22 protein-coding genes are annotated in these 23667 nt (G+C 63.6%); 10 read left to right on the top strand and 12 right to left on the bottom strand.

What is annotated here, in order from left to right:
• The first annotated feature begins 3 nt into the window (after positions 1-3).
• Positions 4-1218 carry an HlyD family secretion protein gene (locus GTP69_RS07870; RefSeq protein ID WP_161054350.1) on the top strand — a complete coding sequence of 405 codons (1215 nt, stop codon included), beginning with the start codon at positions 4-6 and terminating at the stop codon, positions 1216-1218.
• Positions 1215-2648: an efflux transporter outer membrane subunit gene (locus GTP69_RS07865; protein WP_161054349.1), complete on the top strand. Its 1434-nt coding sequence runs from the start codon at positions 1215-1217 to the stop codon at positions 2646-2648. The genes GTP69_RS07870 and GTP69_RS07865 overlap by 4 nt, the downstream gene beginning before the upstream one ends.
• A 90-nt stretch (positions 2649-2738) precedes the next feature.
• Here the strand turns inward: GTP69_RS07865 and GTP69_RS07860 are convergent, their stop codons facing one another.
• From GTP69_RS07860 to GTP69_RS07830, 7 genes are all read right to left on the bottom strand, one after another.
• Positions 2739-3197 (bottom strand): AraC family transcriptional regulator, encoded by a 459-nt coding sequence (locus GTP69_RS07860; RefSeq protein WP_161054348.1) that lies wholly within the window; start codon positions 3195-3197, stop codon positions 2739-2741.
• Entirely contained in the window at positions 3169-6294 is a 3126-nt protein-coding gene (locus GTP69_RS07855; RefSeq protein WP_161054347.1) for an efflux RND transporter permease subunit, read from the bottom strand. Before GTP69_RS07855 ends, GTP69_RS07860 begins: the two co-directional genes overlap by 29 nt.
• An 8-nt stretch (positions 6295-6302) precedes the next feature.
• Entirely contained in the window at positions 6303-7412 is a 1110-nt protein-coding gene (locus tag GTP69_RS07850) for an efflux RND transporter periplasmic adaptor subunit (protein ID WP_161054346.1), read from the bottom strand.
• Positions 7413-7427: 15 nt separating this feature from the next.
• Positions 7428-8822 (bottom strand): efflux transporter outer membrane subunit, encoded by a 1395-nt coding sequence (locus GTP69_RS07845; protein WP_161054345.1) that lies wholly within the window; start codon positions 8820-8822, stop codon positions 7428-7430.
• A gap of 241 nt (positions 8823-9063) precedes the next feature.
• Positions 9064-10422 carry a hybrid sensor histidine kinase/response regulator gene (locus GTP69_RS07840; protein WP_161054344.1) on the bottom strand — a complete coding sequence of 453 codons (1359 nt, stop codon included), beginning with the start codon at positions 10420-10422 and terminating at the stop codon, positions 9064-9066.
• 53 nt (positions 10423-10475) lie between these two features.
• Positions 10476-11216, bottom strand: a complete 741-nt coding sequence (locus GTP69_RS07835) for a 2OG-Fe dioxygenase family protein (RefSeq protein WP_161054343.1) — start codon at positions 11214-11216, stop codon at positions 10476-10478.
• 5 nt (positions 11217-11221) lie between these two features.
• Positions 11222-11680, bottom strand: a complete 459-nt coding sequence (locus GTP69_RS07830; RefSeq protein ID WP_161054342.1) for a MarR family winged helix-turn-helix transcriptional regulator — start codon at positions 11678-11680, stop codon at positions 11222-11224.
• A gap of 116 nt (positions 11681-11796) precedes the next feature.
• Here GTP69_RS07830 and GTP69_RS07825 point away from each other — a divergent pair, with 116 nt between their 5' ends.
• Together GTP69_RS07825 and GTP69_RS07820 are read left to right on the top strand one after the other, a co-directional pair.
• A complete protein-coding gene (locus GTP69_RS07825; protein ID WP_161054341.1) occupies positions 11797-12882 on the top strand; it encodes an HD-GYP domain-containing protein in 1086 nt (361 codons plus the stop codon).
• A 3-nt stretch (positions 12883-12885) separates the two neighbouring features.
• Positions 12886-14814, top strand: coding sequence for a CHASE domain-containing protein (locus tag GTP69_RS07820; protein WP_202424335.1), 1929 nt, complete (start codon positions 12886-12888; stop codon positions 14812-14814).
• On the opposite strand, the gene GTP69_RS07815 is transcribed toward GTP69_RS07820, so the two are convergent.
• Together GTP69_RS07815 and GTP69_RS07810 are read right to left on the bottom strand one after the other, a co-directional pair.
• Positions 14805-15620: a sugar phosphate isomerase/epimerase family protein gene (locus GTP69_RS07815; RefSeq protein ID WP_161054340.1), complete on the bottom strand. Its 816-nt coding sequence runs from the start codon at positions 15618-15620 to the stop codon at positions 14805-14807. The two genes, GTP69_RS07820 and GTP69_RS07815, sit on opposite strands and share 10 nt — an antisense overlap.
• Positions 15620-16459 (bottom strand): phytanoyl-CoA dioxygenase family protein, encoded by an 840-nt coding sequence (locus GTP69_RS07810; RefSeq protein ID WP_161054339.1) that lies wholly within the window; start codon positions 16457-16459, stop codon positions 15620-15622. Before GTP69_RS07810 ends, GTP69_RS07815 begins: the two co-directional genes overlap by 1 nt.
• Before the next feature lie 110 nt (positions 16460-16569).
• Here GTP69_RS07810 and GTP69_RS07805 point away from each other — a divergent pair, with 110 nt between their 5' ends.
• The 4 genes from GTP69_RS07805 to GTP69_RS07790 all read left to right on the top strand — a co-directional run bounded on the left by GTP69_RS07805 (position 16570) and on the right by GTP69_RS07790 (position 18840).
• A complete protein-coding gene (locus GTP69_RS07805) occupies positions 16570-17505 on the top strand; it encodes a LysR family transcriptional regulator (protein WP_229260849.1) in 936 nt (311 codons plus the stop codon).
• Between the two features lie 80 nt (positions 17506-17585).
• Entirely contained in the window at positions 17586-17837 is a 252-nt protein-coding gene (locus tag GTP69_RS07800; protein ID WP_161054338.1) for a hypothetical protein, read from the top strand.
• Positions 17838-17846: 9 nt separating this feature from the next.
• Positions 17847-18026 (top strand): hypothetical protein, encoded by a 180-nt coding sequence (locus GTP69_RS07795; protein ID WP_161054337.1) that lies wholly within the window; start codon positions 17847-17849, stop codon positions 18024-18026.
• Between the two features lie 49 nt (positions 18027-18075).
• On the top strand, positions 18076-18840 hold the full coding sequence (locus tag GTP69_RS07790) for a hypothetical protein (protein WP_161054336.1): 765 nt from the start codon (positions 18076-18078) through the stop codon (positions 18838-18840).
• Positions 18841-18887: 47 nt separating this feature from the next.
• Here GTP69_RS07790 and GTP69_RS07785 read toward each other — a convergent pair whose 3' ends face one another.
• On the bottom strand, positions 18888-19175 hold the full coding sequence (locus tag GTP69_RS07785) for an XRE family transcriptional regulator (protein ID WP_161054335.1): 288 nt from the start codon (positions 19173-19175) through the stop codon (positions 18888-18890).
• A gap of 509 nt (positions 19176-19684) precedes the next feature.
• On the opposite strand from GTP69_RS07785, the gene GTP69_RS07780 reads away from it, so the two are divergent.
• Positions 19685-20242, top strand: a complete 558-nt coding sequence (locus GTP69_RS07780; protein ID WP_161054334.1) for a hypothetical protein — start codon at positions 19685-19687, stop codon at positions 20240-20242.
• A gap of 22 nt (positions 20243-20264) precedes the next feature.
• Here GTP69_RS07780 and GTP69_RS07775 read toward each other — a convergent pair whose 3' ends face one another.
• Entirely contained in the window at positions 20265-21020 is a 756-nt protein-coding gene (locus GTP69_RS07775) for an SDR family NAD(P)-dependent oxidoreductase (protein ID WP_161054333.1), read from the bottom strand.
• A gap of 158 nt (positions 21021-21178) precedes the next feature.
• On the opposite strand from GTP69_RS07775, the gene GTP69_RS07770 reads away from it, so the two are divergent.
• Complete coding sequence (locus GTP69_RS07770) at positions 21179-22156, top strand: LysR family transcriptional regulator (protein ID WP_161054332.1); 978 nt, start codon at positions 21179-21181, stop codon at positions 22154-22156.
• On the opposite strand, the gene GTP69_RS07765 is transcribed toward GTP69_RS07770, so the two are convergent.
• Positions 22122-23642 carry a S10 family peptidase gene (locus tag GTP69_RS07765; RefSeq protein WP_161054331.1) on the bottom strand — a complete coding sequence of 507 codons (1521 nt, stop codon included), beginning with the start codon at positions 23640-23642 and terminating at the stop codon, positions 22122-22124. The two genes, GTP69_RS07770 and GTP69_RS07765, sit on opposite strands and share 35 nt — an antisense overlap.
• Positions 23643-23667 lie beyond the last annotated feature (25 nt).

Below are 23667 nucleotides of genomic sequence, written 5' to 3'. Positions count from 1 at the left end.
CCTATGGCCAATACTCCACCTCCCGAAACCCCGTCCACTTCCGACAGCCGCATGGCGGCGATGGCTGCTGCAGCGGCCGCTGCGGCCGTGGCGGCTTCCAGTCCCGCCGCGCCGGCGCCGGACCGGCGCGCGCAAGTGCTGTCCGCTACCTTGTTTGCGCTGGTGGCGCTGGTCGGCGTGCTGGTGGTGCTGTATGCGTGGCGGCTGCCGCCGTTCACCAGCGCGATTGTCTCCACCGAGAACGCGCTGGTGCGCGGCCAGGTGACGCTGATCGGCACGCAGCTGCCGGGCTATGTGGTGGACGTCAAGGTGCAGGATTTCCAGTACGTTAAGCAAGGCGAGTTGCTGGCGCAGATCGACGATCGCATCTACCAGCAGCGCTACGACCAGGCGCAGGCGCAGCTGGCGGCGCAAAAGGCTGCGCTGGAAAACTGGGTGCAGGCGCATCGCTCGGCCGAAGCCAGCGTGCTGCTGAATGACGCTACGCTGGCCAACGCGCAGGCGCAGGCGGCCAAGTCGGTGGCCGATCTGAAGCGGGTCAATTCGCTGGCGGAAGATGGTTCGCTGTCGTTGCGCGAACAGGACTCGTCGCGCGCGGCCAATGCCCAGACGTCGGCGGCGGTGGCGCAGGCGCGTGCCAGTCTGGATATCGCCAAGCAGCAGGTGCTGTCGGTGACGGTCAACAAGCTGTCGCTGGAAGCGGCGGTGGCGAATGCGGAAGCGGCGCTGAAGGCGGCCAAGGTGGATCTGGATAATACGCGCATCACGGCGCCGGAGGATGGGCAGCTGGGGCAGGTCACGGTGCGCAAAGGCGCATACGTCAACGTCGGCGCGCAGTTGATGGGATTGGTGCCGAAGCAGCAGTGGGTGATCGCCAACCTGAAAGAAACGCAGATGAATGGCGTGCAGGTCGGCCAGCCGGCGACGTTTAAAGTTGATGCGCTGGATGGCGCGCAGCTGACTGGCGTGGTGGAGCGGATTTCGCCGGCCACCGGCTCGGAATTCAGCGTTCTGCCGGCGGATAACGCCACCGGCAACTTCGTCAAGATCGCGCAGCGGATTCCGGTGCGCATTCGCATCGACCAGGGCCAGGCCAACGCGCGCCGGCTGTCGCCCGGCATGTCGGTGGTGGTCAGTATCGACACCTCGGTCAAGGTGCGCGAGACGGCGCATAGCCAGCCTGCGCCAGCCGCAGCGCCGGCGGGAGCCAAGCCATGACGTGGCGCGCATCGTGGAGGCGCCCGCGCGCCACGGGCGTGGCGGTGGCCGTGGCGTTGGTGCTGGCTGGTTGCGCGGCGACTGTCGCGCCGCCGCCGGCGTCGACCTTGCAGGTGCCAACTGCATGGCGCACGGCGGTGCAGCAGCAGGGCAGTGGGCCGGTGGCGCAGCAGTGGTGGCAGAGCTTTGGCGATCCCGCATTGACGGCGCTGGTCGACACGGCCTTGCAAAACAACGGCGACCTGCGCGTCGCCCGCGCCCGCGTGGCGCAGTACCGCGCGCTGGTCGGCGTCGCCGAAGCCGGACAGAAGCCCACCGTCTCGGTCGACACCACGCCCACCCGCACGCGCCAGCTGGCGTACAACGGCGTGCCGTACGTAACCAACGTCTACCAGGCCGAATTCCAGGCCAGCTACGAAATCGACGCGTGGGGCCGGCTGGCCGCGCTGACCGACGCCGCCACCGCCACCTATCAGGCCGAGCAAGCCAACGCCGATGCGGTGGCGCTGTCGATCGCCGCCACTGTGGCCTCCGGCTATCTCAACCTGCGCGGCCTGGATGCGCAGCTGGAGCTGACCGAAGCCACGCTCAAACTGCGCGAAGAATCCGCCAAGCTGGCCAAGCGCCAGTTCGACGTCGGCTACAGCTCGCGGCTGGAGTGGCTGCAAGCGCAGGCCGAATACCAGACCACCGCCGAAACCGTCCCGCAGCTGAAACGGCAAATCTTTGAACAGGAAAACGCGCTGTCCATCCTCACCGGGGGCAATCCCGGCCCGGTGGCGCGCGGCACGGCGCTGGCGGACCTGCAATCGCCACCGGTGCCGGAAGGGCTGCCGTCGGAACTGCTGCGCCGCCGTCCCGACATCGCGCGCGCGGAATACAACCTGGTGGCGCTCAACGCCAACCTGCAAGCCACGCGCGACCAGCTGCTGCCGTCGTTTCGGCTGACCGCAGTGGGCGGCGTGCAAAATCTGAAGTGGCACGATTTGCTCAACGCGCCGACCGCGTTGTGGCATCTGACCGCCGCCGTCGCCGCGCCAGTGTTCGACGGCGGCCGCGTGCAGTCGCAGACCGACTCGGTGGCGGCGCAGCGCGACCAGAGCATCTATGCGTATGAGAGCGCGGTGCGGACGGCGTTTTCCGAAACCGAGAACGGCCTGGGCGCGATCGTGCGGCTGCGTGAACAGGCGATTCAGAACGACGCGCGTCGCGCCACGGCAGCGGAAACGCTGCGCATTGCGCACAACCGCTATCGCAACGGCTATGCCTCGTATCTGGAAGAACTGGACGCCCAACGCACGCTGTACAGCGCGGACGTCGGACGTTTGCAGTTGAAGACGCGGATACTGGTCGCTTCAGTGGACCTGTACCGCGTGTTAGGCGGGGGATGGCAACCGCGAATCGGCGGCCCTGATTCAGGCGCAAGGTGATGGCGCCTGCCACCCCGCACGGCGGCATGCCGGGGTCAGACCCCATGCGGGGTCAGACCCCATGCGGGGTCTGACCCCTTCGGACTGGGGTTACTTCACCGGAATGCAGAGTTCCGCGGTGAACATGCCGGTGTCCGGGTCCATGTCGTAATCGGCCGGATAGCGCTCGAAGCACACGCCTTCGTCGATCTTGCCTTCGGCTGACAGCTGGCCGAAGAACTCGCCCCATGCCGTCGGCACGTCGGCGCCGGTGCCCTTGAAAGCCGCCACCGCGTAGTGCCCCGCCGGCAGGTGCGATTCCTTGGCCGGCAGCTGGATCGGATAGTCGGCCGATACCGCCACACAGGCGTCGTAGCGGCACTCGGCGGGCGGAGTGGTGGAGGGATCATCCTGCGCCACGCCGTAGGTCACCTTGCCGGTCAGGCCCATGGCTTGCTGCCACGGCGTGAACACTTCCTTCCAGAACTCGCCAACGGCGGGGCCGAACGGCCCCTTGTAGCGCAAGTAGGCGACACGGACTTCAGGCAGTTCTTTTATCTCGTATTGCATGTACGTCTCCTTCATGAACGGCCGGCTGGCGGCGCACCTTGCGCAGCATGCGCTGCAGCCAGTGTTCAAAGTCGTCGACATAGGTGAACACGGCAGGCACCACCAGCAAACTCAAAAGCGTTGAAGTAATCAGGCCGCCAATCACGGTGATCGCCATCGGAGAGCGGAAGCTCGGGTCGGCGCCCCAGCCCAGGGCCAGCGGCATCATGCCCGCGCCCATTGCAATGGTGGTCATCAGGATCGGACGGCTACGTTTGTGGCAGGCATCGACCAGCGCTTCAAAACGCCCCATGCCTTCCTGGCGGGCCAGAATAGCATAATCAACCAATAAGATTGAATTTTTTGTCACGATCCCCATCAGCATGATCAAGCCGATCATCGACGGCATCGACAGCGCGCTATGCGTCACCAGCAGCGCCACGAAGGCGCCGCCGATCGACAACGGTAGCGCCGCCAGAATCGTCGCCGGCTGCATGAAGTCCTTGAACAGCAACACCAGCACGCAGTAGATGCACAACACGCCGATCAGCATGGCCAGGCCGAAGCTGGCGAACAGCGACGCCATCTCCTGAGTGTCGCCCAGCTCCGCGATCTTCACTGACGGCGGCAGGTTTTTCAGCGACGGTAGTGCGCGGGCTTCGCTGTTGACTTCACCCAGCGCGCGCTTGCCCAGTTCTACTTCCAGCGTGACGTTGCGGCTGCGGTTGAGGCGATTGATCTGCGCCGGGCCGCTTTCCATGCTGATGTCGGCCACGGTGGCCAGCAGTACCGGGCCGTTCTTGCCCGGCACCGTCAGGCGGCCGATGGCCTCAAGGTCGGCGCGCACCGCGTCCGGCAGCTTGACGCGGATCGGCACCTGGCGCTCCGGTAGGTTCATTTTGGTCAGGTCGGTGTCGTAGTCGCCGGCGGTGGCCACGCGCACCGTCTGGCCGATGGATTCGGCGGTGACGCCCATGTCGGCCGCCTTGGCGAAGTCTGGTTTGACGATGATTTCCGGCCGCACCAGCGAAGCGGTCGAGCGCACATTGCCGACGCCTTTCAGCGTGCGCAGTTCGCGCTCGGCTTTCTGTGCGGCGGCTTTCAGGGCCACGGGATCTTCGCTGCGCAGCACCAGTTGCATCTTGACGCCGTTGTCCGGCGGGCCGACCTTGAAGCGGGCGCCGGGAATGGCGTCCAGCTTGTGGCGGATTTCGGCTTCCAGATCGGCCATCGATTCCTTGCGGTCGGTGCGGTGCACTGTGGTCAGCGTCAACACGGCGCTGCGCGCTTCCGCTGCGGCGCCGGGGGCAAAGGCGTCGCCGCTGGAGCCGCCGCCGATGGAGCTGAACACCGACTTGATGCCCTTGACCTGCATCGCCGCCTGGCGCGCGCGTTCGGCGACTACACTGGTTTCGGCCAGCGTGGAGCCGGGCGGCAGTTCCAGGTTGATCTGCGTTTGCGAACGGTCGGCCGCCGGCACGAAGCCCGTCGGCAGCAGGCCGACCAGCATGATCGAGGTGACGAAGAACACGGCGGCGGCGCTGGCGGTCACCAGGCGGTGCGTCAGGCACCAGCGCATGACGCGGATGTAGCGCGACATCAGCCAGCCGTCTTTTTCTTCCTTGTGCGCTGTAGGCTTGAGGATGTAGGCCGCCATCATTGGCGTCAGCAGACGCGCCACCACCAGCGACGCCAGCACCGCGATCACGGCGGTCCAGCCGAACTGTTTGAAGAACAGGCCTGGAATGCCGCTCATGAAGGCAGTCGGCAGGAACACGGCCACCAGTGCGAAGGTGGTGGCGATGACCGCCATGCCGATTTCGTCGGCCGCTTCCATCGCTGCTTCCATCGGTGTTTTGCCCATGCGCAGATGGCGCTCGATGTTTTCGATTTCGACGATGGCGTCGTCCACCAGCACGCCGACCACCAGGGCCAGCGACAGCAGCGTGACGGTGTTGAGCGTGTAGCCGAACAGGTAGATGCCGAGGAAGGCCGGCATCACCGACAGCGGCAACGCGGCGGCGGCCACCAGCGTGGCGCGCCAGTCGCGCAGGAACCACCACACCACCAGCACCGCCAGCAGCGAGCCTTCGTACAGCAGTTCCATCGAGCCGTCGAAGTTTTCTTCGACCGGATGGGCGTTGTCGATGACCTGTTTCAGTTCGACTTTTGGATTGTTCTTTTGCAGCTCTTCGATGGCGGCGCGCGCCCCTTTGGCGACGGCCACTTCGCTGGCGCCCTTGGTGCGGAAGATTTCAAAGCCGACCACCGGTGCGCCGTCTTGCAGTGCGATGGCGCGCGGTTCGGAGACGGTGTCGGTGACGGTTGCCACCTGGTCGAGCCGCACGCGGCGGCCGTCCGGCAATGGCAAGTCCATGGCCGCCAGTTCGGCCGCCGTCTGCACGGTGGCAATGGTGCGCACTGATTGTTCGGCGCCGCTGACGTCACCGCGTCCGCCCGGCGCTTCTTTCTGCACCTGATGCAGCTGGCGCGAGACGTCCAGCGCGGAGACGCGCAGTGCGGCCATGCGGGCGTCGTCCAGCTCCACGCGGATTTCGCGATAGACGCCGCCGACGCGTTTGACCGCGCCGACGCCAGGCACCGCCAGCAGGCGCTTGGCGACGTTGTTATCGACGAACCAGCTGATTTCCTGGTTGTCCATTTTGTCGCCGTGGGTCGGTGCATCGGCGGCGGTGAAGGTCAGCACCACGCGGCCGGCGGTGGAGGCCTTGGTGACGCTCGGGTCGCGCAGCTCGGCCGGCATGTCGGCCTTGACGCGGGCGACGGCGTCGCGCACGTCGTTCACCGCGTCGGAGATATTTTTCTCCAGGATGAATTCGACGGTGGTGGTGGAGACGCCATCGAGCACGGTGGTGGAGATGTTCTTGATACCTTGCAGGGTAGCCACCGAGTCTTCGATTTTGCGCGAGACTTCGGTTTCCAGCTGCGCCGGCGCGCTGCCGTCCAGCGTGGCGGTGACGGTGACGATCGGCAGTTCGATGTCCGGGAAGTCCTGCACCGGATTGGCCTTGTAGGCCAGGAAGCCGGCCAGCGACAGCAGCGCAAACAGCATGATCGCCGGGATCGGATTCTTGATGGAGAGGGCGGAGAAATTCATGCTGTTCCTTAGCTGGCGACGACGTTGACCAGGTCACCGTCGTTGAGGAAGCCGGCGCCGCGCACCACGATCTGGGTGTCGGCTTTGAGGCCGCCCAGCACTTCGATGCGGTCGCCGAGACGGCGGCCCGGTTGCACCTTGATCTGGCTGACATGCTTGTCGGCGTTGAGGCGGAACACGAAGCTGAAGCCGTCGCGCACCACGATGGCCTGCTGCGGCACGGTCATGGCGTCGGAAGCACCGAGCTGGAACTGGCCACTGGCGAACATGCCGGCCTTGAACGGCGCGTCCTTGCTGCCGGCGCTTTGCGGCAGGTCGACGTACACCAGCGCGGAGCGGGTTTGCGGGTCGACGGTCGGGGCGATCATGCGCACCTTGCCGGTGACTTCGCTGCCGTTGGCGGCTTTGACGATGGCGCTGACGCCGGGCTTGAGGTAGCGCAGGTCGGCGGCGACGACTTCGGCGCGCCATTCGAGGCGGCCCTGGCGGATCATGCGGAACAGTTCCGTGCCGGCGCCGGAGACTGCGCCGACGGTGGCGCTGCGGGCCGAGATGACGCCGCTGTCGGGGGCGACGACTTTGGTGTATTTGAGGCGTAGCTGCTGGCTGGCCAGTGCCGCCTTGGCGGAGGCGATGCGGGCGTTGGCGGTTTGTTCGGCGGTGTTGTATTGGCTGATCTGCTGCGTGCTTAAGGCGCCGGAGTTTTGCAGCGTGCGGGCGCGGGCCGCATTGGCGGCGGCATCGGCGGCGTTGGCTTCGGCTTCGTGGACGGCGGCCTGGGCTTGCGCGAGGTCGGCGTTGACGGTGTCGGCGGAGAATACGGCCAGCACTTCGCCGGCCTTGACGATGTCGCCGACGTTGACGCGCACGTCGGTCAGGCGCAGGCCGTTCGATTCGCTGGAGACGCTGGCTTCCTGCCAGGCGGCGACGTTGCCGTTGGCGGCCAGTTTGATCGGCAGGCTGGCGGCGCTGGGCTGGGTGATGGTGACGGTCAGCGCGGCCTTGGGGGCTTCGGCTTTCTTGTCGTCGGCGGCTTGGGAATAGCTGGCGACGCCGGCGGCGGCGACTGCAAAAGCGGCTGCCAGGACGTAGGCGAGTGGTTTCAGTTTGGCGTTCATGGTGGGCTGATAAAGTTAGTTGGCGGCGGGCGGGGTGAAGCCACCGCCGGCGGCGCGGTACAGGGCGACCCAGGCGGCGCTGCGGTCGCGTTGCAGGTTGATGACGGTTTGCTCGGCGGTGAGGCGCGTGCGGCGCGCGTCTTCCAGTTCGAACAGGCTGGCCATGCCGTTCTTGTAGCGCTCATCAACGGCGGCGTAGTTGGCGCGGTAGCCTTCCAACGCGCTCTGGGCATGGCCGGCGCGGGCGGCGGTGCTGTCCAGATTGACCAGCGCCTGTTCGACTTCGCTGACGGCCTGGCGCACGGTAGCGCGGTAGCTGCTGACGGCGGCGTCGTAGCGTGCGTTGGCCGAGTCGACGTTGGCGCGGCGGCGGCCGGCGTCGAACACCGGCAGCGACAGCGCGACCGGGCCGATGGTCCAGGTGTCGGTCTGGGTGCTGTCGCCGCCGGCGCGGAAGTTGGCCACGCCGACCGAGCCGGATAAGGTCAGGCGCGGATAGCGCTGCGCCTGGGCGTTGCCGACATCGGCACTGGCGGCCGCCACTTCGCGTTCGGCAGTGAACACGTCCGGCCGCTGGCTCAGCGTGCGCGCCGGCAGTTCCGCAATCTCCATCTCCGGCGCAGTGCCGGCAACCGGCAGGCCGGCCGCGAGTTTCTGGCGCAATGCCGGTTCGTCGATGGCGGTCAGGGCGGACAGCACTTTGACGTCTATGTCGCATGCGGCGCGCTGGGAGAGGTAGCGGTTGTTGCCATCGGCGGCGCTGGCGCGGGCCAGCGACAGGCTGGCGGGCGACTGGAAGCCCGCCTTGGCGCTCAGCTCCGTCAGCCGCTCGGTATCGGTGCGCGACCGCGCATCCTGCTGCGCCACCGTCAGCAACTGCTCACAGGCGCGCAGACCGTAATACTGGTTCGCCACCTCGGCCGCCACCGACACGCGCGCATCATGCCAGCCCGCGTGTGCGCTCTCCAGCCGCGCCTGCGCCGCATCGCGCGCCGCCCGGTTGGCGCCAAACAGATCCACCTCCCACGACGCATTCAAGGCCGCCTGCGAGGTAGTCCCCATCGGCAGCGCCGATTGCTGGTTGGAGCGGTTCACGCTGGCTGCCGCATCCACATTCGGCAGCAGCGCCGCGCCTGCGGCGACCCGCTCGGCGCGCGACTGCGCAATGCGCGAGGCCGCCGACGCCACGGTCGGACTGACCGCCTGCGCTGATTCGATCAGCTGCACCAGCAAGCCATCGGCCTGCCCGCCCCACCAGCTGGCGAGATCGGCCTGGCTGCCGTTGTGCGGCAACGGCGCTTGCCACTGCTGCGGCGTTAGCGCATCTACCTGCGTTGCCGGTCCTTGCACCGCGCAGGCGCTCAACGTCGCCGCGACGGCCAAGGCCGTCGCGCGTAATAAAACTCTCATGCTTTCCCTTGTTGAATCAGTCGTTTAAATTATTGCTGAGGGGGTGTTGCTGAGGTGTAGACGTTGGCCGACGGTAAATATTGCAAATGCACAGGCAAAAAAAAACCCGCTGCCAGTGGCGCGGGTTGAATTCCAATGTTCAGCGAACGGATTGGAGGAGACAGTTCCAACTATACCCCTCTTTATGTTGCACTGCAATACCGTAGAATTACGTTGTTATTATTGTCATCTTTTAAAATCCTCAAACGCCCTTGGCCGGCAGCGCCAGCGTGAAGGTGCTGCCGTGGCCGAAGTCGCTCTTGAAGAACAGCGAACCGCCGATCAGGTTGGCCAGGTTCTGGCACAGGTACAGGCCCAGGCCGGCGCCTTCGGCGTGCCGGGTGGAGGTCGAATCCAGCTGCGAGAACGCCTGGAACAGCTTGGCCTGGTCTTCCTCGCGGATGCCGGCGCCGCTGTCGGCCACCGAGAATTCGATTACCGGCGCCTGGCCCTCGACCACGCGCTGGCTCAGCGACACGCGTACGGTGCCGCTTTCGGTGAACTTGATGGCGTTGTTGCCCAGGTTGAGCAGAATCTGCGTCAGCGCCCGGCGGTCGGTTTCCAGCACGATGGCCGGATCGGCCAGGTCCATTTCCAGCGTCAGGTTCTTTTGCACGGCCAGCGGGCGTAGCGTGTCCACCACATCCTTGACCACGCCCTGGCACTGCACGGTTTCCAGTTCCAGCGTGACCTTGCCGGCTTCGATCTTGGCCACGTCCAGAATGTCGTTGATCAGCGAGAGCAGGTGACGGGCGCTGGTGCGGATGGTGTTGAGCTGCTTGTCCTGTTCCGGCGTCAGCGGGCCGGGCAGCTTCATCAGCAGCGCGCCGGTGAAGCCGATGATGGCGTTCAGCGGCGTGCGCAGTTCGTGCGACATATTGGCGATGAAGGCTGACTTCATGCGGCTCGCTTCCGCCAGCTCCAGGTTTTTCAGCGCGATTTCGCGGTTGATGGTTTCCAGCTCGCCGGCGTGGTGCGCCAGCCGCATATTCAGTTCGATTACCTGGCGTTCGCGCGCCTGCAACTCGCTGTTGACCTGCACCGCCTGTTCGTAGGTGGAGATCAGCAAGTCGAGGATCTGCTGGCGGTCGGCGTTGATGAAGTGCTTTTGTTCGCCAAGATACAGAGCGATGCCGATCTCCATATTCTGGTTCTTGCGCAGCTTCTGGTTCATCAGCATGTGGCCGATGCGGTTCAGCAGATAGTCTTCCGCGTATGGCTTGCGGATGAAGTTATCGGCGCCGCATTCGATGCCGCGGATGATGTCCTTCGGGTCCATCAGCGAGGTGACCAGGATCACCGGGATGTCGCGCAGCTCCGGATCGGCCTTGATGGCGCGGCACAGCGTGTAGCCGTCCATCTCGGGCATGACGATGTCCGACAGCACCAGGTGCGGCTTGCGCTCGCGGATGGCTTCCAGCGCCAGGCGGCCGTTGGGCGCCACGCGGGCGTTGTAGCGCATCGACTGGATCAGCCGGCGCAGACGTTCGGCCTGGGTGGGACTGTCTTCGACGATCAGTATTTCGATTTCATCTGGCTGTATTTCGTAACTGGTGTCCACAGACCACCCTCCTGGTGCATAGTTGGCTAGGCAAACTATATCGGATTACCCTATCAAGGGGAAGTTTCCTGTCCCTGGAAACTGCCGGCGCGCCAGGTCAGTACCAGTGTGTCGCGGTGGCCGTGTTGCGCCAAGGGCTGGATCGGAGTGGATTCATGGATGACAGTGGCGTCATTCAACAACAACATGGTCCATGGCGCCGTCATGGTGAAACGCTTGCCGTTCGGGCCATCGGCCTCGAAGACACGCGTTTCGCCGCCCTTGATGCCGTCGCGGGCGATCAGGATGACCGCGACGAAATCGACGCCGTCGCGGTGCGCGCCTTCCGGCGTGGGCCGGCCGATGCCATCGGTGGTGTCGATGCGGAACTGGTGCGCCTCAACATACCATGGCGCCGCCGTGTCGCGCGCCGCGCTGCACAACTGGCCGATGGCGGTGATCAGCGCCGGCCAGCCTTGCTGCGTGACGGTGGCCGGCAGCACCGGCTCGAACAGGCGGTGCATGCCGCCGTGCAGGGCGTTGTATTCCAGTGGCTGCCAGTGCGCGCGGTGCGGCGTTTGCGTCAGGTGGCGGCCTTCCTGGATGAAGCAGGAATGGCGGCGGCGCCGATAGCGGCCGCCGTCCTTCAGGTACTGGTCGGTCGCGAGGTCGTTCCAGCTGGGGATCAGCGCGTCCAGCGCGGCCAGCGGCAGGCCGGCCAGCGTGGCCACGTCCTGCGGCTGCAGCAGCGCATAGCCGTCGCGTCGCAAGGCCGTCACGGTGTCGGCCAGCGGCGTGTAGATAGGTGTCGTCATCGTGCTTAGCCGGCCGAGGTCATCAGGCTGGAACGCAGTTCGTCCAGTTGCTGTTTCATGCCGACCACCTGGTCCAGCGTGCATTGCGTGGCTTGCAGGATGGACGGCGGCAGCTTGGCCGCTTCGTGGCGCAACGCGTCGCCGTGCGGCGTCAGCTTGATGATGACCTGACGCTCGTCGCTGGCGGCGCGGTTGCGGGTGATCAGTTCCGCCACTTCCATGCGCTTGAGCAGGGGCGTCAGCGTGGCCGAGTCGAGGAACAGGCGTTCGCCCACCTCCGACACGGTCAGTTCGTTTTTCTCCCACAACACCATCATGACGAGGTATTGGGAGTAGGTCAGGCCCAGGCCGCGCAGCAGCTTGCGGTACAGCTTGCTCATTGCCAGCGAGGTGGAATAGAGAGCGAAGCACAGTTGCTGATCGAGCTGCGGGACGCCGAAGGTGGGGGTAGTTTGCGTATCCATCTTCTTAGTATAGGTAGTGCACTATCCAATTGCAAGCTCACGGGGGAAAAATAGTTTTGGTCGGCAAATCCGCTCGGTTATGATGATGGTAAGAATACTCGCGGGAGCAGCGGCGCATGAATGTCAAAAAGGCCATCGTACTGATAGTCGATGAAGCGACGGACAACCTGATCCAGATGAACGGCATGCTGGAGGATCAGTACGAAGTCCGGCTGGCCAACAGCGGCCGCGCGGCGCTGGACATCATGCAGCACGTGCCGCGCCCGCACCTGGTGGTGGTGGATGCCGACCTGCCGGGCGTGGACGGCTACAGCGTCTGCCAGCAACTGAAGTCCAGCCCCGATACCGCCGATATCCCGGTCATTTTCCTGCAACGCGCGCTGGACGAGCAGCGCGCGTTGGACGCCTGCGCGGCCGACGTAGTGCCCAAGCCGGTGCAGGGCGGGGTGCTGCGCGCGCGGGTCGACACCCATCTGCAACTGCGCCACGCGCGCGAACTGCTCAAGCAGCAGCGCAATCTGCTGGAACACGTGGTGGAAGAGGTGACGGCGGAACTGAGCCAGATGCTGGACGCGATGATCTGGGCGCTGGCGTCGCTGGCCGAAACGCGCGAATACGAAACCGCCAACCACCTGCGCCGCGTGCAGCACTACATCGTGGCGCTGGCGCGCCAGCTGCAGCATCATAAGCGCTTCGAGGAAGAGCTGAGCGACGCCAATATCAAGGCGCTGTTCAAGGCCGCGCCGCTGCACGACATCGGCAAGGTGTCGATCCCGGACGCCATCCTGCTCAAGCCGGACCGCCTAACCGACGCCGAATTCGAGGTCATGAAAAAGCATACAGTGTACGGCCGCGACGCCATCGCCAATGTCGAGAACACGCTGGGCTACACCAATACCTTCCTGCGCTACGCGCGCGAGATCGCCTATTCGCACCAGGAGAAGTTTGACGGCTCCGGTTATCCGCAAGGCCTGGCGGCCGAGGCGATCCCGATGTCGGCGCGCCTGATGGCGGTGGCCGACGTGTACGACGCGCTGATTTCCAAGCGCGTCTACAAGCCGGCCTTCACCCACGAAACCGCCATGGAGATGATACGGCAGGGAAGCGGCGAGCATTTCGACCCGGACGTGGTCGACGCCATGCTGACGGTGGAGGAGGAATTCATGGCCATCGCCAACCGTTACAGTGACGCTGCCGGATAGATCATGCGCCGGCGCGGCTACCTGGCTTTCTTTGTCGGGATCTGCCTGACAGCCTGGATCTGCTATTTTGTGATTCAGGAACAGCAGAAGCAGCAAGTGCAGGCCAGCTTCCAGCGCGACACCGAGAGGGTGGCGCGCGACATGCAAAACCGTCTGCAAATCTACTTCGACACGCTGCACAGCATGAAGGGCGTGTATGCGGTCAACGACCGTATCGACCGTGAACACTTCCATCGCTTCGTCAATGAGCTGAAGGTCGACAAGCGCTATCCCGGCTATCAGGCCTTGCAGTTTGTGCGCGTGGTGCCGGAGGCGGAACTGCCGGCGTTTGTGGAACGCGTGAAGCGCGACACCACGCTGGAGGCGCAAGGCTATCCGCAATTTCATGTGCATCCGGCCACGCGCCGCCCGCTGCATTACATCATTGAATACACCGAACCGCTGAAGGGCAACGAGAACGCCTTTGGCCTCGACCTGGCGGCGCTGGCGCCGCACCTGAAGGCGCTGGAACTGGGACGCGACAGCGGCGACATCGTCGCCACCGAACGCATCACGCTGGTGCAGGACGCCAGCGGCGAACCGGGCTTCGTGGCGCGCGCGCCGGTGTACCGCAACGGCCTGCCGCTGGACACCACGGCGCAGCGGCGCGAGGCGCTGGAAGGCTTTGTGGCGATTGTGTTCCGCGTCAATGCGCTGATGCGCGAGGTGCTCGATCCGGCGCTGCTGGAGCATCTGCATGTGCGCATCGAGGACGGCGGCTTCCAGCAAGGGAAACCGCCGGCGCCGGGCGTCGACACGCTGCTGTACGACAGCGACGGCAGGGTCGAGACGCATCAGGAGCGCGGCGAGAATGTGTCGGGACTGACGGCGCAGACGGTGCTGCCGGTGGCGCAGCGCCACTGGATCGTGCGGTTTGAAGGCCGCGCTGGCGCGCGTTACGGCCGCTCGCAACTGCCGGTGGTATTGATCGGCATGGCGGGCGTGATCATCAGCGCGCTGATCGCCGCGCTGCTAGTGGTCAACCGGCGCGAGACGGATGCGCGGCACGGCATGGAATTCAGCCTGAATGAGCTGGAGCTGCAAAAACAGAATGCCGAGCAGGCGCGCAACAGCCTGTCGCGCGTGGTGGCGACGCTGAAGCAGGCGCAGACCAATCTGCAAACCTCGGAGAAGATGGCGTCGCTGGGGGCATTGGTGGCCGGGGTGGCGCATGAACTGAATACGCCGATCGGCAACAGCCTGCTGACCGCCACCGCGCTGGCCGACATGGTGCGCGACTTCGAGCGCCGCTTGCAGGAAGGCGCGGGCCTGAAACGCTCGGCGCTGGATGCGCACCTGGCCGACGCCCGCAAGGCCTGCGACATCATGGCGCATTCGCTGACGCGGGCGGCGGACCTGATCACGTCCTTCAAGCAGGTGGCGGTGGACCAGGCCAGCGGCCAGCGGCGGCGCTTCCGGCTGGACGAGGTGCTGCACGATACGCTGGCCACTTACGCGGCGCAGCTGCGGCGCGCCTGCTGCACGGTGACGGTGGACGTGCCGGCCGATCTGATGTTCGATTCCTATCCGGGGAGCTTGAGCCAGGTGCTGAGTAATCTGATCGGCAACGCGCTGCTGCACGGCTTCGATGGCCGCGAGAGCGGTGTGCTGGCGATCAGTGCGCGGCGCGAGGGACGCGACCTGGTGGTGCTGCAAATGAAGGACAACGGCATCGGCATGACCGACGTGGTGCTGCACAAAATCTTCGATCCCTTCTTCACCACCAAGATGGGGCAGGGTGGTTCAGGGCTGGGGATGAATATCGTTTATAACATTGTGACCGGCGTGCTGAAAGGGACCATCCGCGTGGAGTCGGTGCCGGCCGGCGGCACCAGCGTGCTGCTGGTACTGCCGTTGGCGCCGGCGCCGGAAGAGGAGACGATTCAGGCGTAGCGCTGGCGCAGCAGCTGCAGCATCGCCACGTTCAGTTCCCACGCGTTCGACACTTCCTTCTGCGTGTAGGGCAGGGTTTGCGTGTACGGCACCGGGCCGAATTCCGGCGTCAGCGTCATGCGCGATACACCGGCGGCGCGGCGCAGGCGGATCACTTCATCCCACCACGACAGGTGCGCTTCCAGAGCGGCCTGCGATTCCGGCGCGCGGAAGTCGGCCACTTGCGGGCCTTGCGCGTGTCCCACGCGGGCGTGGATGTGGCGCACATGCGGCAGGGTTTTGGCCAGCGTCTCCGGCTGGTCTTCCAGCAGGGACTCGCAGGCGCAGCACCAGTGCGACAGGTCGGCCGTCAGTTGCAGGTCGGGCATCTGTCCAAGGTAAGGCAGCAGCAGCATCGGATGGCCGCTGAAACGGCTGCGGTGGATCTCGTGGACAATCGGCACGCCGTGCTGGCGCGAGATGTCTGCGGCGAGGTCCAGCAGTTCGCGGTTCTGCTGCGGCGTGAAGTAGTCCTTGCCGGTGTGCGAATTGACGTGCAGCGGCCTGGCGGCGCAGGCGTTGTGCAGCAGTTCGGCCAGCGCTTGCTTGTGCGGCGCGAAGGTCGGGTGGAACACCGTCTCCCATTGGGCTACGATCAGGCCCAGGCCCGCGTCGGCGATCTGGCGGGTCCAGTCGTCACGCTCGGCGGCGTCGAGCGGCAGCGACATTTCGATGCCGTCGAAACCTGCGGCTTTCACGCGCTCGATGAACACCGGCGCCGGCAGCTCGTTATTGCCCCACTGGGCGGCGAAAATCTGGATCTGCATTACAGGAAGCCTCGCGCCGGCAGTTTGTCGTCGCGCTGGATCCAGTTTTGCGGCGAGTAGCTGGTGGCGCCATCGGTGACGTGCAGCGTGTAGGCGTGGCGCGACACCGCCGAACGATTCGGCGCACTGTAGTGCGGCAGCAGGCCGTGGAAGCACACCAGGCTACCGGCCTTGCATTCCAGCGGCACGGCGGTGCTGTTGTCCGGCCAGCCCATGTCGCTGAGCTTTTCCATGCGCACGTCGTCGCCGTTGCGCAGGAAGCGTTCGCGCATCGGGCCGCGATGGCCGCCTGGTTCGGCCCACATGCAGCCGTTGTCCAGCGTCGCGTCTTCCAGCGCGAACCAGAAGGTGGTGACGCTGACCGGGTCGGTGTCGAAGTAGGTGGCGTCCTGGTGCCAGCGCACTTCGCCGCCGATGCCGGGCTGCTTGAAGATGTACATCGACTGCCAGACCTTCGGATCGGACAGACCCAGTTCGCGCGCCAGCTCTTCCAGGCGGGCGTCGGCCGTGAAGGCGCGGAAGGCTGGATCGAGATCGTGCATGGCGTGGCCGATCTTGTTGATCGACAGTTCCTTGGCCTGTTTCAGCTGGCCGTCGACGCCGAAGGCTTCTTCTTCAAAGAAGCAGCGCACGGTGTTGTCGGAGCCGAGGAAGTAATCGTCTGTGGTTTTTTCCTGCTCGATGGTGCTGAAGATGCCGGATTGGGCGGCCGGATCGAAATCGTTGACAATCTGGGCGGCGCGGGCGCGCAGCCTGGCGATCTCCTCGGCGCTCTTGAAACCGGGGATAACGATGAAGCCATCGCGTTGATATTGTTGTTTTTGTGATTCTGTCAGCATGTCTGGCTCCATGGCGGGATATTTGATTCATCGCATTTTACGGACATGGGGAGGCCATCACAATCCGCAAAAGGTTGACACATTGTCGCCAAAGTGGAGACAATCAAGGCATGGACCAATTACGGGCGATGGAAATATTTGTCGAGGTGGCACGGCTGCGCAGCTTCAGCGAGGCCGGCCGCCGCCTGGGCCTGACGCGCGCCATGGTCAGCAAGCACATCCTGCAACTGGAGGAAAAGCTGGGGGCGCGGCTGCTGCACCGCTCCACGCGCGAAGTCAGCCTGACCGATGTCGGCCAGGCGTATCTGACGCCGTGCATGGCGACGGTGGCGCAGGCGCAGGAGGCGGCGCGGGTGGTGGCGCAGCAGGCCGGCGATGAACTGGCCGGGCCGTTGCGGATACAGGCGCCGTCGAGCTTCGGCAGCGAGTGGCTGGCCGGCGCCCTGGCGCGCTTCGCGCTGCTGCATCCCTTGCTGGAGCCGATGCTGTTTGTCGACGACGCGCTGCTTGACCCGATCGAACATGGCTTCGACCTGACGATACGGGTGGGCGGCATACCGGACGTGCATGCGCTGGCCATGCGGCCGCTGGCGCCGTGCCGCGGCGTGCTGTGCGCATCGCCGTCGTATCTGGCGCGGCACGGCATGCCGGTCACGCCGCAGGATTTGCAGCAGCACCGCTGCCTGCACTTCAGCCACCTGACCGACGGCACGCAATGGCATTTCACGCGAGGCGACGAACAGCAATCGGTGCGTGTCGCCGCCAGCTTCACGGCCAACAATGGGCTGGTGCTGCAACAGGCCGCGCAGCAGGGGCTGGGCATCGTCTACAACACCACCTTCCTGGCCTGGCGCAGCCTGATGGAGGGCACGCTGGTGCCGGTGCTGAGCGACTGGGAACTGCCGCTGAATCACCTCAGCGCGCTGTATCCCGCCAGCCGCCAGCCATCCCCCAAAGTGCGCGCGCTGATCGACTTCCTGGTCGCCGAATACCATCCCGTGCCGCCATGGGACCGCGAATTGCAGACCTCCGGCATATTGCGTTGATCCGGTGGGAATTCGCGTATTTTTTGGATTGAATAAAGTGTTACCCTAATCGCCAACATTTCCATGTTGTGGCGGACACCATGCATTTCTCATTATGGTTGGCTCTCACCCTGCTGCTGCTCGCCATCGGCGCGCAGCTTTTGGCCGCGTTGCAACTGGCAGCACTGCGCCGCGCAGGCCATTACCCGATGCGCGGCCAAGCGCTCATGGCTGACGTGGAGCGCCTGTTGAAAAGCGGCCACCGCAGCTGGGCCATACGCTGCTACCGCGAGATTCACGCCTGCACCTTGCGGCAGGCGAGGGATGCCGTGGAGGCATTAGCCAAAGGTTAGAAGATATCTATGAAGATCAGAAACTATGCTGCGGGCGCGCTTGGCGCGGGACTCGGGACTGCAATCTACGATGCCTATCAAAAGGGCTTAAGTGGTGTGGATTGGTACAAGGTGATTTTTGTGACGCTGGCGACGTTAGCCATTGTGGTTGTCGTAGCACTGCTGACGCAACGAAATCGTACTGTGTGATTGAACATCAGTGCGAGTCGCCCCTTGGTGAAAGTATGGACGTGGCAAGATGAAATACGTGTTGAAACTGTTGAAATATTTGGTGCTCGCCAGTGTAACCATTCTAGTTGCCTATGTGGGAATGACTACATTTCCTGAGCCGATGTTTGATCACCATGTCGTTTACAGAAATTACGAAATTTGGTCCGATCAATCGATTCCACCCCAAATTAGCAATGTGCTTGATGACGTCAACCGACGACTTGTCCGGTCCGAGTTGCAAGGTGAAAACAAGAAGTTCAAGATCTTTTTCTGTAACGCATCATGGCGGCTGTGGTTGTATGGTCAGCATTTCAGCGATCAGGTAGGGGCAGATGCCGACACAGCGGTCACACGCAATATCTATGTGCGAGCATCCGACATCGCGTCGAACCACATTCTTCCGCCAGGAGGGGGCGACCTTGCAGACGCTGCTCAGCGACCACTCTCCTACTTTATCGCGCATGAAGCGGCACACATTATCGTGGCGCGACAATTCGGGCGACTGGTCAGCTTCCGATATCCAGAGTGGTTAATGGAAGGTTACGCTGACTATGTGGGTAAAGGTGGCGATTTTGATTTTGACGAGAATTATCGACTGTTCCGCATTCACAGTCCGCAAATGGATTTTCAGCAAAGCGGTTTATACCGGGGCTTTCATCTTCGGGTTGCAGTACTTTTAGATAAACAGGGCTGGACGGCGAAGCAAATTTTTGAACATCCGCCAAGCGACAATGCCATGAACGCACTGCTAACGAAATTTGCAACGTCACCAAAAAGCGCCGACTCTCACTAGAGCACGACTCACGTATAGTTCTTCGTCGCGAATTAGGGTTACATAGATTAGGTTGGCACAAGCTCGATCTTGATTTTTTTTCCAAGCGCCGCTGCTGCGCTGGTTAGCGTAGTAAGCGTAAGGCTGGAGTCATTTTGATTCAGCAGCCGGTTCAGCGACGCTCTGCTGGTGCCCATTTTCTCGGCAAGGCTGGTTTTGGTCATGTTTTGCCCCTTCATTTCTTCGGCAATCTGCCACGCAATAATGCGCTTTACTGCGACCACTGCCGCTTCTTCCAGCAAGCCTTCCTCCATCAGGAAGTCATCGAAATTACTGCCAATGTTTTTGCTTTTCATTTAGAGCTCCAGACTTATTTCATACGCTGCTTTGCTAAGCGCAGTTCAGTCGCAGGTGTCTCTTGACCTGGCTCAGAAGAATGAAGGAGTTGAAATTGGGATTATCGATAGGAGGTTTGGCATTCAAGCCTACGCCCTCCACACTGAATGAGCGGGAGCTGATTCGTGTGATTTTTGGAGACGAGGTCGTGCAGTGTGAAACACAGCCGCATCACGATACCCGCATGTCAGGCAATGTATCAGTTGAATCGAAGGACGATGCGGTCTTTATCTATAACAGCGACATAGCGGAAAAAATAATCTCGAAACAGGCGCAGTATCGAGTGAGCCCTACGTCACGGCGTTTCTGCTTGCCGAGGCGTTGAAGGCTTTTTTTGGCTGTATCCCGTGGAACGATTGGAACTACCAAACCAAGTTAAGCAACTACGGGAGACCGTCGCCTGCGGCAGTACCCCAGCCCGCCCCGACGAAAGCCTGGTGGAAGTTATGGTGATAAAGGTATCGTGATTATGAGCTTTGAAGAGGACTCCGAACTTACCCCGCTCACTGACGCCCAGATGGAGGCGTTACGCATGCTCACGATTGAACGGGCACCTGGAGAACTGGCCGCAGTGGAAAGGGCGGCGACGGACCTGGACTTGTTTTACGCATTGCCTCATGCCGCCATGGGGGCGTGGCATCTCGGAAAAATCGATCTTGCCATCAGCCTGGCGGAAAAAGCGCTCGCCCTTGCGCCAAACTTTGCGGACGACTGGAACTATGGGAATGCGCTGCACTTTGGCCATACCGCCCTTGGACTATGCGCGCTGCACAACGGCCAAGCCGACGAGGCGTTGACCCGGCTTCACCAAGCTGGCGAGACGCCAGGGTCGCCACAACTGAATTCCTTCGGGCCGTCGATGCAGCTGGCCAAGGCCTTGGCTAAGCAGGGCGAGTTCAGCGCCGTCCTCACCTACCTGGAACAATGCCGCGTCTTTTGGAAGAGCGGCGATGTGTGGCTGGCTTTATGGAAGAAGAAGCTGTTGGCCGGCGACGTGCCAAATTTCTCCTTCTCCGCATACCGCTGAGACGGACCCTGTTTCTATAGCCCTAAACCTGCGCCATGCCGCCGTCCACGCTCAGGTCGATGCCGGCAACAAAGCTGCTCTCATCCGACGCCAGGAACAGCGCGGCGGCGGCGACTTCTTCAGGACGGCCCATGCGGCCGAGTGGAATCATCGTCGAGAACATATTGCGCAGCTGATCGGCGCTGGCCTGGTCGCTGGCCTGGCTGTCGATGATCGGCGTGTCCACCGGCCCTGGGCTGAGCGTGTTGACGCGGATGCCGCGCTCCTTCAATTCCATGGTCCAGGTGCGCGCAAACGAACGCACGGCTGCCTTGCTGGCGCTGTAGGTGCCGTAGCCGGGCATACCCTTGACCGAGGCGATCGACGCGGTCAACACGATGGCGCCGCCTTTGCCCATCAGCGGCAGCGCTTTTTGCACCGAGAACAGCAGGCCTTTGGCGTTGATGTCGAAGGTTTTGTCGTAGTGTTCGCTGGTGACATCGTCGATGCCGGTCGGATCGACGATGCCGGAGTTGGCTACCAGGATGTCCACCCGGCCTTTGCTGGCCTTGACCGTGGCGTACAAGCGATCCAGGTCGGCCAGCTTGCTGACGTCGCCCTGCACGGCGGTGACGTTGGCGCCGATCAGTTCGACGGCTTTGTCCAGCTCGGCCTGACGGCGGCCGGTGATGAACACATATGCGCCTTCGGCAACGAAACGCTGCGCGGTCGCCAGACCGATGCCGCTGCTGCCGCCCGTGATGACGGCGATTTTGCCTTCCAGTTGAAGCTTGCCCATGTTGTTGCTCCTGTAATGAGTTGATAAAGCTGGTGAGCCGGCTATCCCGCTGCACCATGACCAGCAGTATCGGGATCCGGGTCCGGATTGATAAGTCCATGCCGCCGTATAATGCCCATTCCTCAGAAGCATGAATCGGCGTATTTGGGAGTGATTTAATGGACCGTTTTCTTTTGATGCACTGCTATGTTCGCGCCGTCGAAACCGGCAGCTTTTCCGCCGTTGCGCGCGAGCTCGGCACGGGCCAGCCCAACATCAGCCGCAATATCGCGGCGCTGGAGCGGCATTTGGGCACGCGGCTGCTGCACCGCTCCACCCGCAAGCTGACGCTGACGCCGGAGGGCGAGCGTTATTACGTCGAGGTGCGCCGGGTGCTCGATGCCGCCGAGGAGGCCGATGCCAATGCGCGCGGGGAGGGCAAGCCGAGCGGCCTGTTGCGGGTCAGTTGTTCGACTGTGCTGGGACGCGTGCATTTATTGCCGCATGTCGGGGCGCTGCTGGCGCGCTATCCCGAGATGGAACTGGATCTGCAACTGAGCGACCGCTATATCGATCTGGTGGAAGATGGCGTCGACCTGGCGATACGGGTTGGTGTGCCGGAAGATAGTGCGCTGCGCGCGCGCCGCATCGGCATGTCGGAGCGGGTCTGCGTGGCCAGTACCGAGTATCTGGCGGGACGCGCGGCGCCGCAAACGCCGGGCGACCTGCAGCAGCATCACTGCATCGTCTACACGCTGATGAATTCAGGCATCAGCTGGCGCTTCCGTGAGGGCGAAGTGCCGGTGCGCGGCAGTTTTCGCTCGAATACGCTGGATGGCGTGCATCGCGCTGTCATGGATGGACTGGGTATCGGTTACGGGCCGCAATGGATGTTCGAGCGCGAGATACTCGATGGCAGCGTGCGGATGCTGTTGGCTGACCACTATGCGCCGGCGGTACCGATCAACATCATTTATTCCGCCCATCGCCTGTTGCCACGGCGCGCCGCTGTGTTCATGGACTTTATCGCCGAAGCGTTCGGCCGCGATCCGACCTTGCAGGAAGGAGCGCTGGCGCGCTTGGCGGGAAAGACGCCTTCGCGCAAGGCGAAGGCGTCGTCGATCACTTCGCGAACAAAGCCTGGGCGTCGCGCTTGAAGGAGAGTGCCGAACCATCGCGGCTGTAGAACATGTGGCCGCCTGGGTAGACGGCCAGTTTCGCCGGAGTGGCCATTGCGGCCGGCATCTGATCGAGGATCAGCGACGACGTGAAGTACGGGCACGACAGGTCGTTGTAGCCGTGCGCGATGAGCACGCCCATTTTCGGGTCGTTGGCCATGGCCTGGCGCAGGTCGCTGACCGGTTTGTCCTGGCTGGCGCCACGGTCCCAGGCGGCATTCACTTCATATGACAGCGCCTTGTACTGGGCGTCCGTTTTCCAGCCGACTTCACGCGTGATGAAATCGACCATGGCGCTGGTGGTCGGGGCGATCAGCGCGTTCAGGATCGGGTCGCCCGACTTGCGCTCGGCCGAGGCCGGGAACGGATCGTAGGCGGTGACGTTGGCGTCGTACACCGAACCGATCTTGCGGTCGCCGCGATGCAGTTCGCGCAGGAAGGTCTGGATGTCGAGACGGCCGTCGAGGCGGCCCACGGTGACAGCGTCGATGCCGGTCAGTTCGCTGACCTTGCCCACCAGGCGGTTGATGGCGCCGGGATCGGAGCGGCCGGCCAGCAGGTCGGTGGCGAACTGGCCGCGCGTGTAGGCTTCGACGCTGTGCATGGCGTCCGGTGTCAGCCGTTGTTGCGCTTCCAGGTGCGAGGCCGCCATCGACGGCAGGTTGATCATCCACGGCAGCGGCGACAGCGCGGTGTCGTCGCCAATCGCGGCCGGGTCCAGATACGGCGAGACCATGAACAGGCCCTTGATGCCGACGCCCAGCTGGGTTTGCAGTTCGCGGGCCAGGCGCGGCGCGCGGTAGCCGCCGTAGGATTCGCCCATCAGGAATTTCGGCGAGCGCAGGCGGCCGTTCTTGACCAGCCAGTCATACACGGTGCGCGACAGGTATTTGATGTCCGGTTCGGTGGCGTAGAAGTCGGCCTTGGCCTTGGCCGGCTCCTCCAGCGCGCGGCTGAAGCCGGTGCCGATCGGGTCGATGAAGACCAGGTCGGTCATGTCCAGCCAGGTGTGCGGATTGTCCTGCAGTTCCGAGGAGTCGGACGGCGCGTCGCCGGCGGCGCCAAACTGCACGCGGCGCGGGCCGATCGCGCCCAGGTTCAGGTACACCGACGAGGCGCCGGGGCCGCCGTTGAAGGCGAAAGTGACCGGCCGGTTGGGGCTGCTACCCGGCACCGTGTAGGCGGTGTAGACCACTTCGCCGATCACTTTGCCTTTGGCGTCACGCACTTTGATGGTGCCGACCGTGGCGTCGTAATTGAACGGCTTGCCGTTCAGGCGGATCGTCTGGTGGATGGTTTTGTCGTCCGGCAGCGGCGGCAGTTCGAGGTCGGATTTGGCTTTGGCATCGGCCGCCGGTGGCGTATCGGCGGCGTGGACGGCGGGCAGTGCGGCGACCAGCAATGTGGCAAGCGATGTGGCAACGGCAGCGGTGCGAAGAAGGCTGGAAACTGGTGAGCGGGGCATAACATCCTTATCTGGAAAAATGTGA

Source organism: Duganella levis, from assembly GCF_009857605.1.
Lineage (GTDB): Bacteria > Pseudomonadota > Gammaproteobacteria > Burkholderiales > Burkholderiaceae_D > Rugamonas > Rugamonas levis.
The sequence above is the reverse complement of the archived record's forward strand: the minus strand, read 5'-3'. Positions and strand labels throughout refer to the sequence as shown.

Excerpts from the sequence above, each read along its gene's own strand:
- GTP69_RS07870 (WP_161054350.1), top strand. The coding sequence starts at position 4 with ATGGCCAATACTCCACCTCCCGAAACCCCGTCCACTTCCGACAGCCGC.
- GTP69_RS07865 (WP_161054349.1), top strand. The coding sequence starts at position 1,215 with ATGACGTGGCGCGCATCGTGGAGGCGCCCGCGCGCCACGGGCGTGGCG.
- GTP69_RS07860 (WP_161054348.1), bottom strand. The coding sequence starts at position 3,197 with ATGCAATACGAGATAAAAGAACTGCCTGAAGTCCGTGTCGCCTACTTG.
- GTP69_RS07855 (WP_161054347.1), bottom strand. The coding sequence starts at position 6,294 with ATGAATTTCTCCGCCCTCTCCATCAAGAATCCGATCCCGGCGATCATG.
- GTP69_RS07850 (WP_161054346.1), bottom strand. The coding sequence starts at position 7,412 with ATGAACGCCAAACTGAAACCACTCGCCTACGTCCTGGCAGCCGCTTTT.
- GTP69_RS07845 (WP_161054345.1), bottom strand. The coding sequence starts at position 8,822 with ATGAGAGTTTTATTACGCGCGACGGCCTTGGCCGTCGCGGCGACGTTG.
- GTP69_RS07835 (WP_161054343.1), bottom strand. The coding sequence starts at position 11,216 with ATGACGACACCTATCTACACGCCGCTGGCCGACACCGTGACGGCCTTG.
- GTP69_RS07830 (WP_161054342.1), bottom strand. The coding sequence starts at position 11,680 with ATGGATACGCAAACTACCCCCACCTTCGGCGTCCCGCAGCTCGATCAG.
- GTP69_RS07825 (WP_161054341.1), top strand. The coding sequence starts at position 11,797 with ATGAATGTCAAAAAGGCCATCGTACTGATAGTCGATGAAGCGACGGAC.
- GTP69_RS07820 (WP_202424335.1), top strand. The coding sequence starts at position 12,886 with ATGCGCCGGCGCGGCTACCTGGCTTTCTTTGTCGGGATCTGCCTGACA.
- GTP69_RS07815 (WP_161054340.1), bottom strand. The coding sequence starts at position 15,620 with ATGCAGATCCAGATTTTCGCCGCCCAGTGGGGCAATAACGAGCTGCCG.
- GTP69_RS07810 (WP_161054339.1), bottom strand. The coding sequence starts at position 16,459 with ATGCTGACAGAATCACAAAAACAACAATATCAACGCGATGGCTTCATC.
- GTP69_RS07805 (WP_229260849.1), top strand. The coding sequence starts at position 16,570 with ATGGACCAATTACGGGCGATGGAAATATTTGTCGAGGTGGCACGGCTG.
- GTP69_RS07800 (WP_161054338.1), top strand. The coding sequence starts at position 17,586 with ATGCATTTCTCATTATGGTTGGCTCTCACCCTGCTGCTGCTCGCCATC.
- GTP69_RS07795 (WP_161054337.1), top strand. The coding sequence starts at position 17,847 with ATGAAGATCAGAAACTATGCTGCGGGCGCGCTTGGCGCGGGACTCGGG.
- GTP69_RS07790 (WP_161054336.1), top strand. The coding sequence starts at position 18,076 with ATGAAATACGTGTTGAAACTGTTGAAATATTTGGTGCTCGCCAGTGTA.
- GTP69_RS07785 (WP_161054335.1), bottom strand. The coding sequence starts at position 19,175 with ATGAAAAGCAAAAACATTGGCAGTAATTTCGATGACTTCCTGATGGAG.
- GTP69_RS07780 (WP_161054334.1), top strand. The coding sequence starts at position 19,685 with ATGAGCTTTGAAGAGGACTCCGAACTTACCCCGCTCACTGACGCCCAG.
- GTP69_RS07775 (WP_161054333.1), bottom strand. The coding sequence starts at position 21,020 with ATGGGCAAGCTTCAACTGGAAGGCAAAATCGCCGTCATCACGGGCGGC.
- GTP69_RS07770 (WP_161054332.1), top strand. The coding sequence starts at position 21,179 with ATGGACCGTTTTCTTTTGATGCACTGCTATGTTCGCGCCGTCGAAACC.
- GTP69_RS07765 (WP_161054331.1), bottom strand. The coding sequence starts at position 23,642 with ATGCCCCGCTCACCAGTTTCCAGCCTTCTTCGCACCGCTGCCGTTGCC.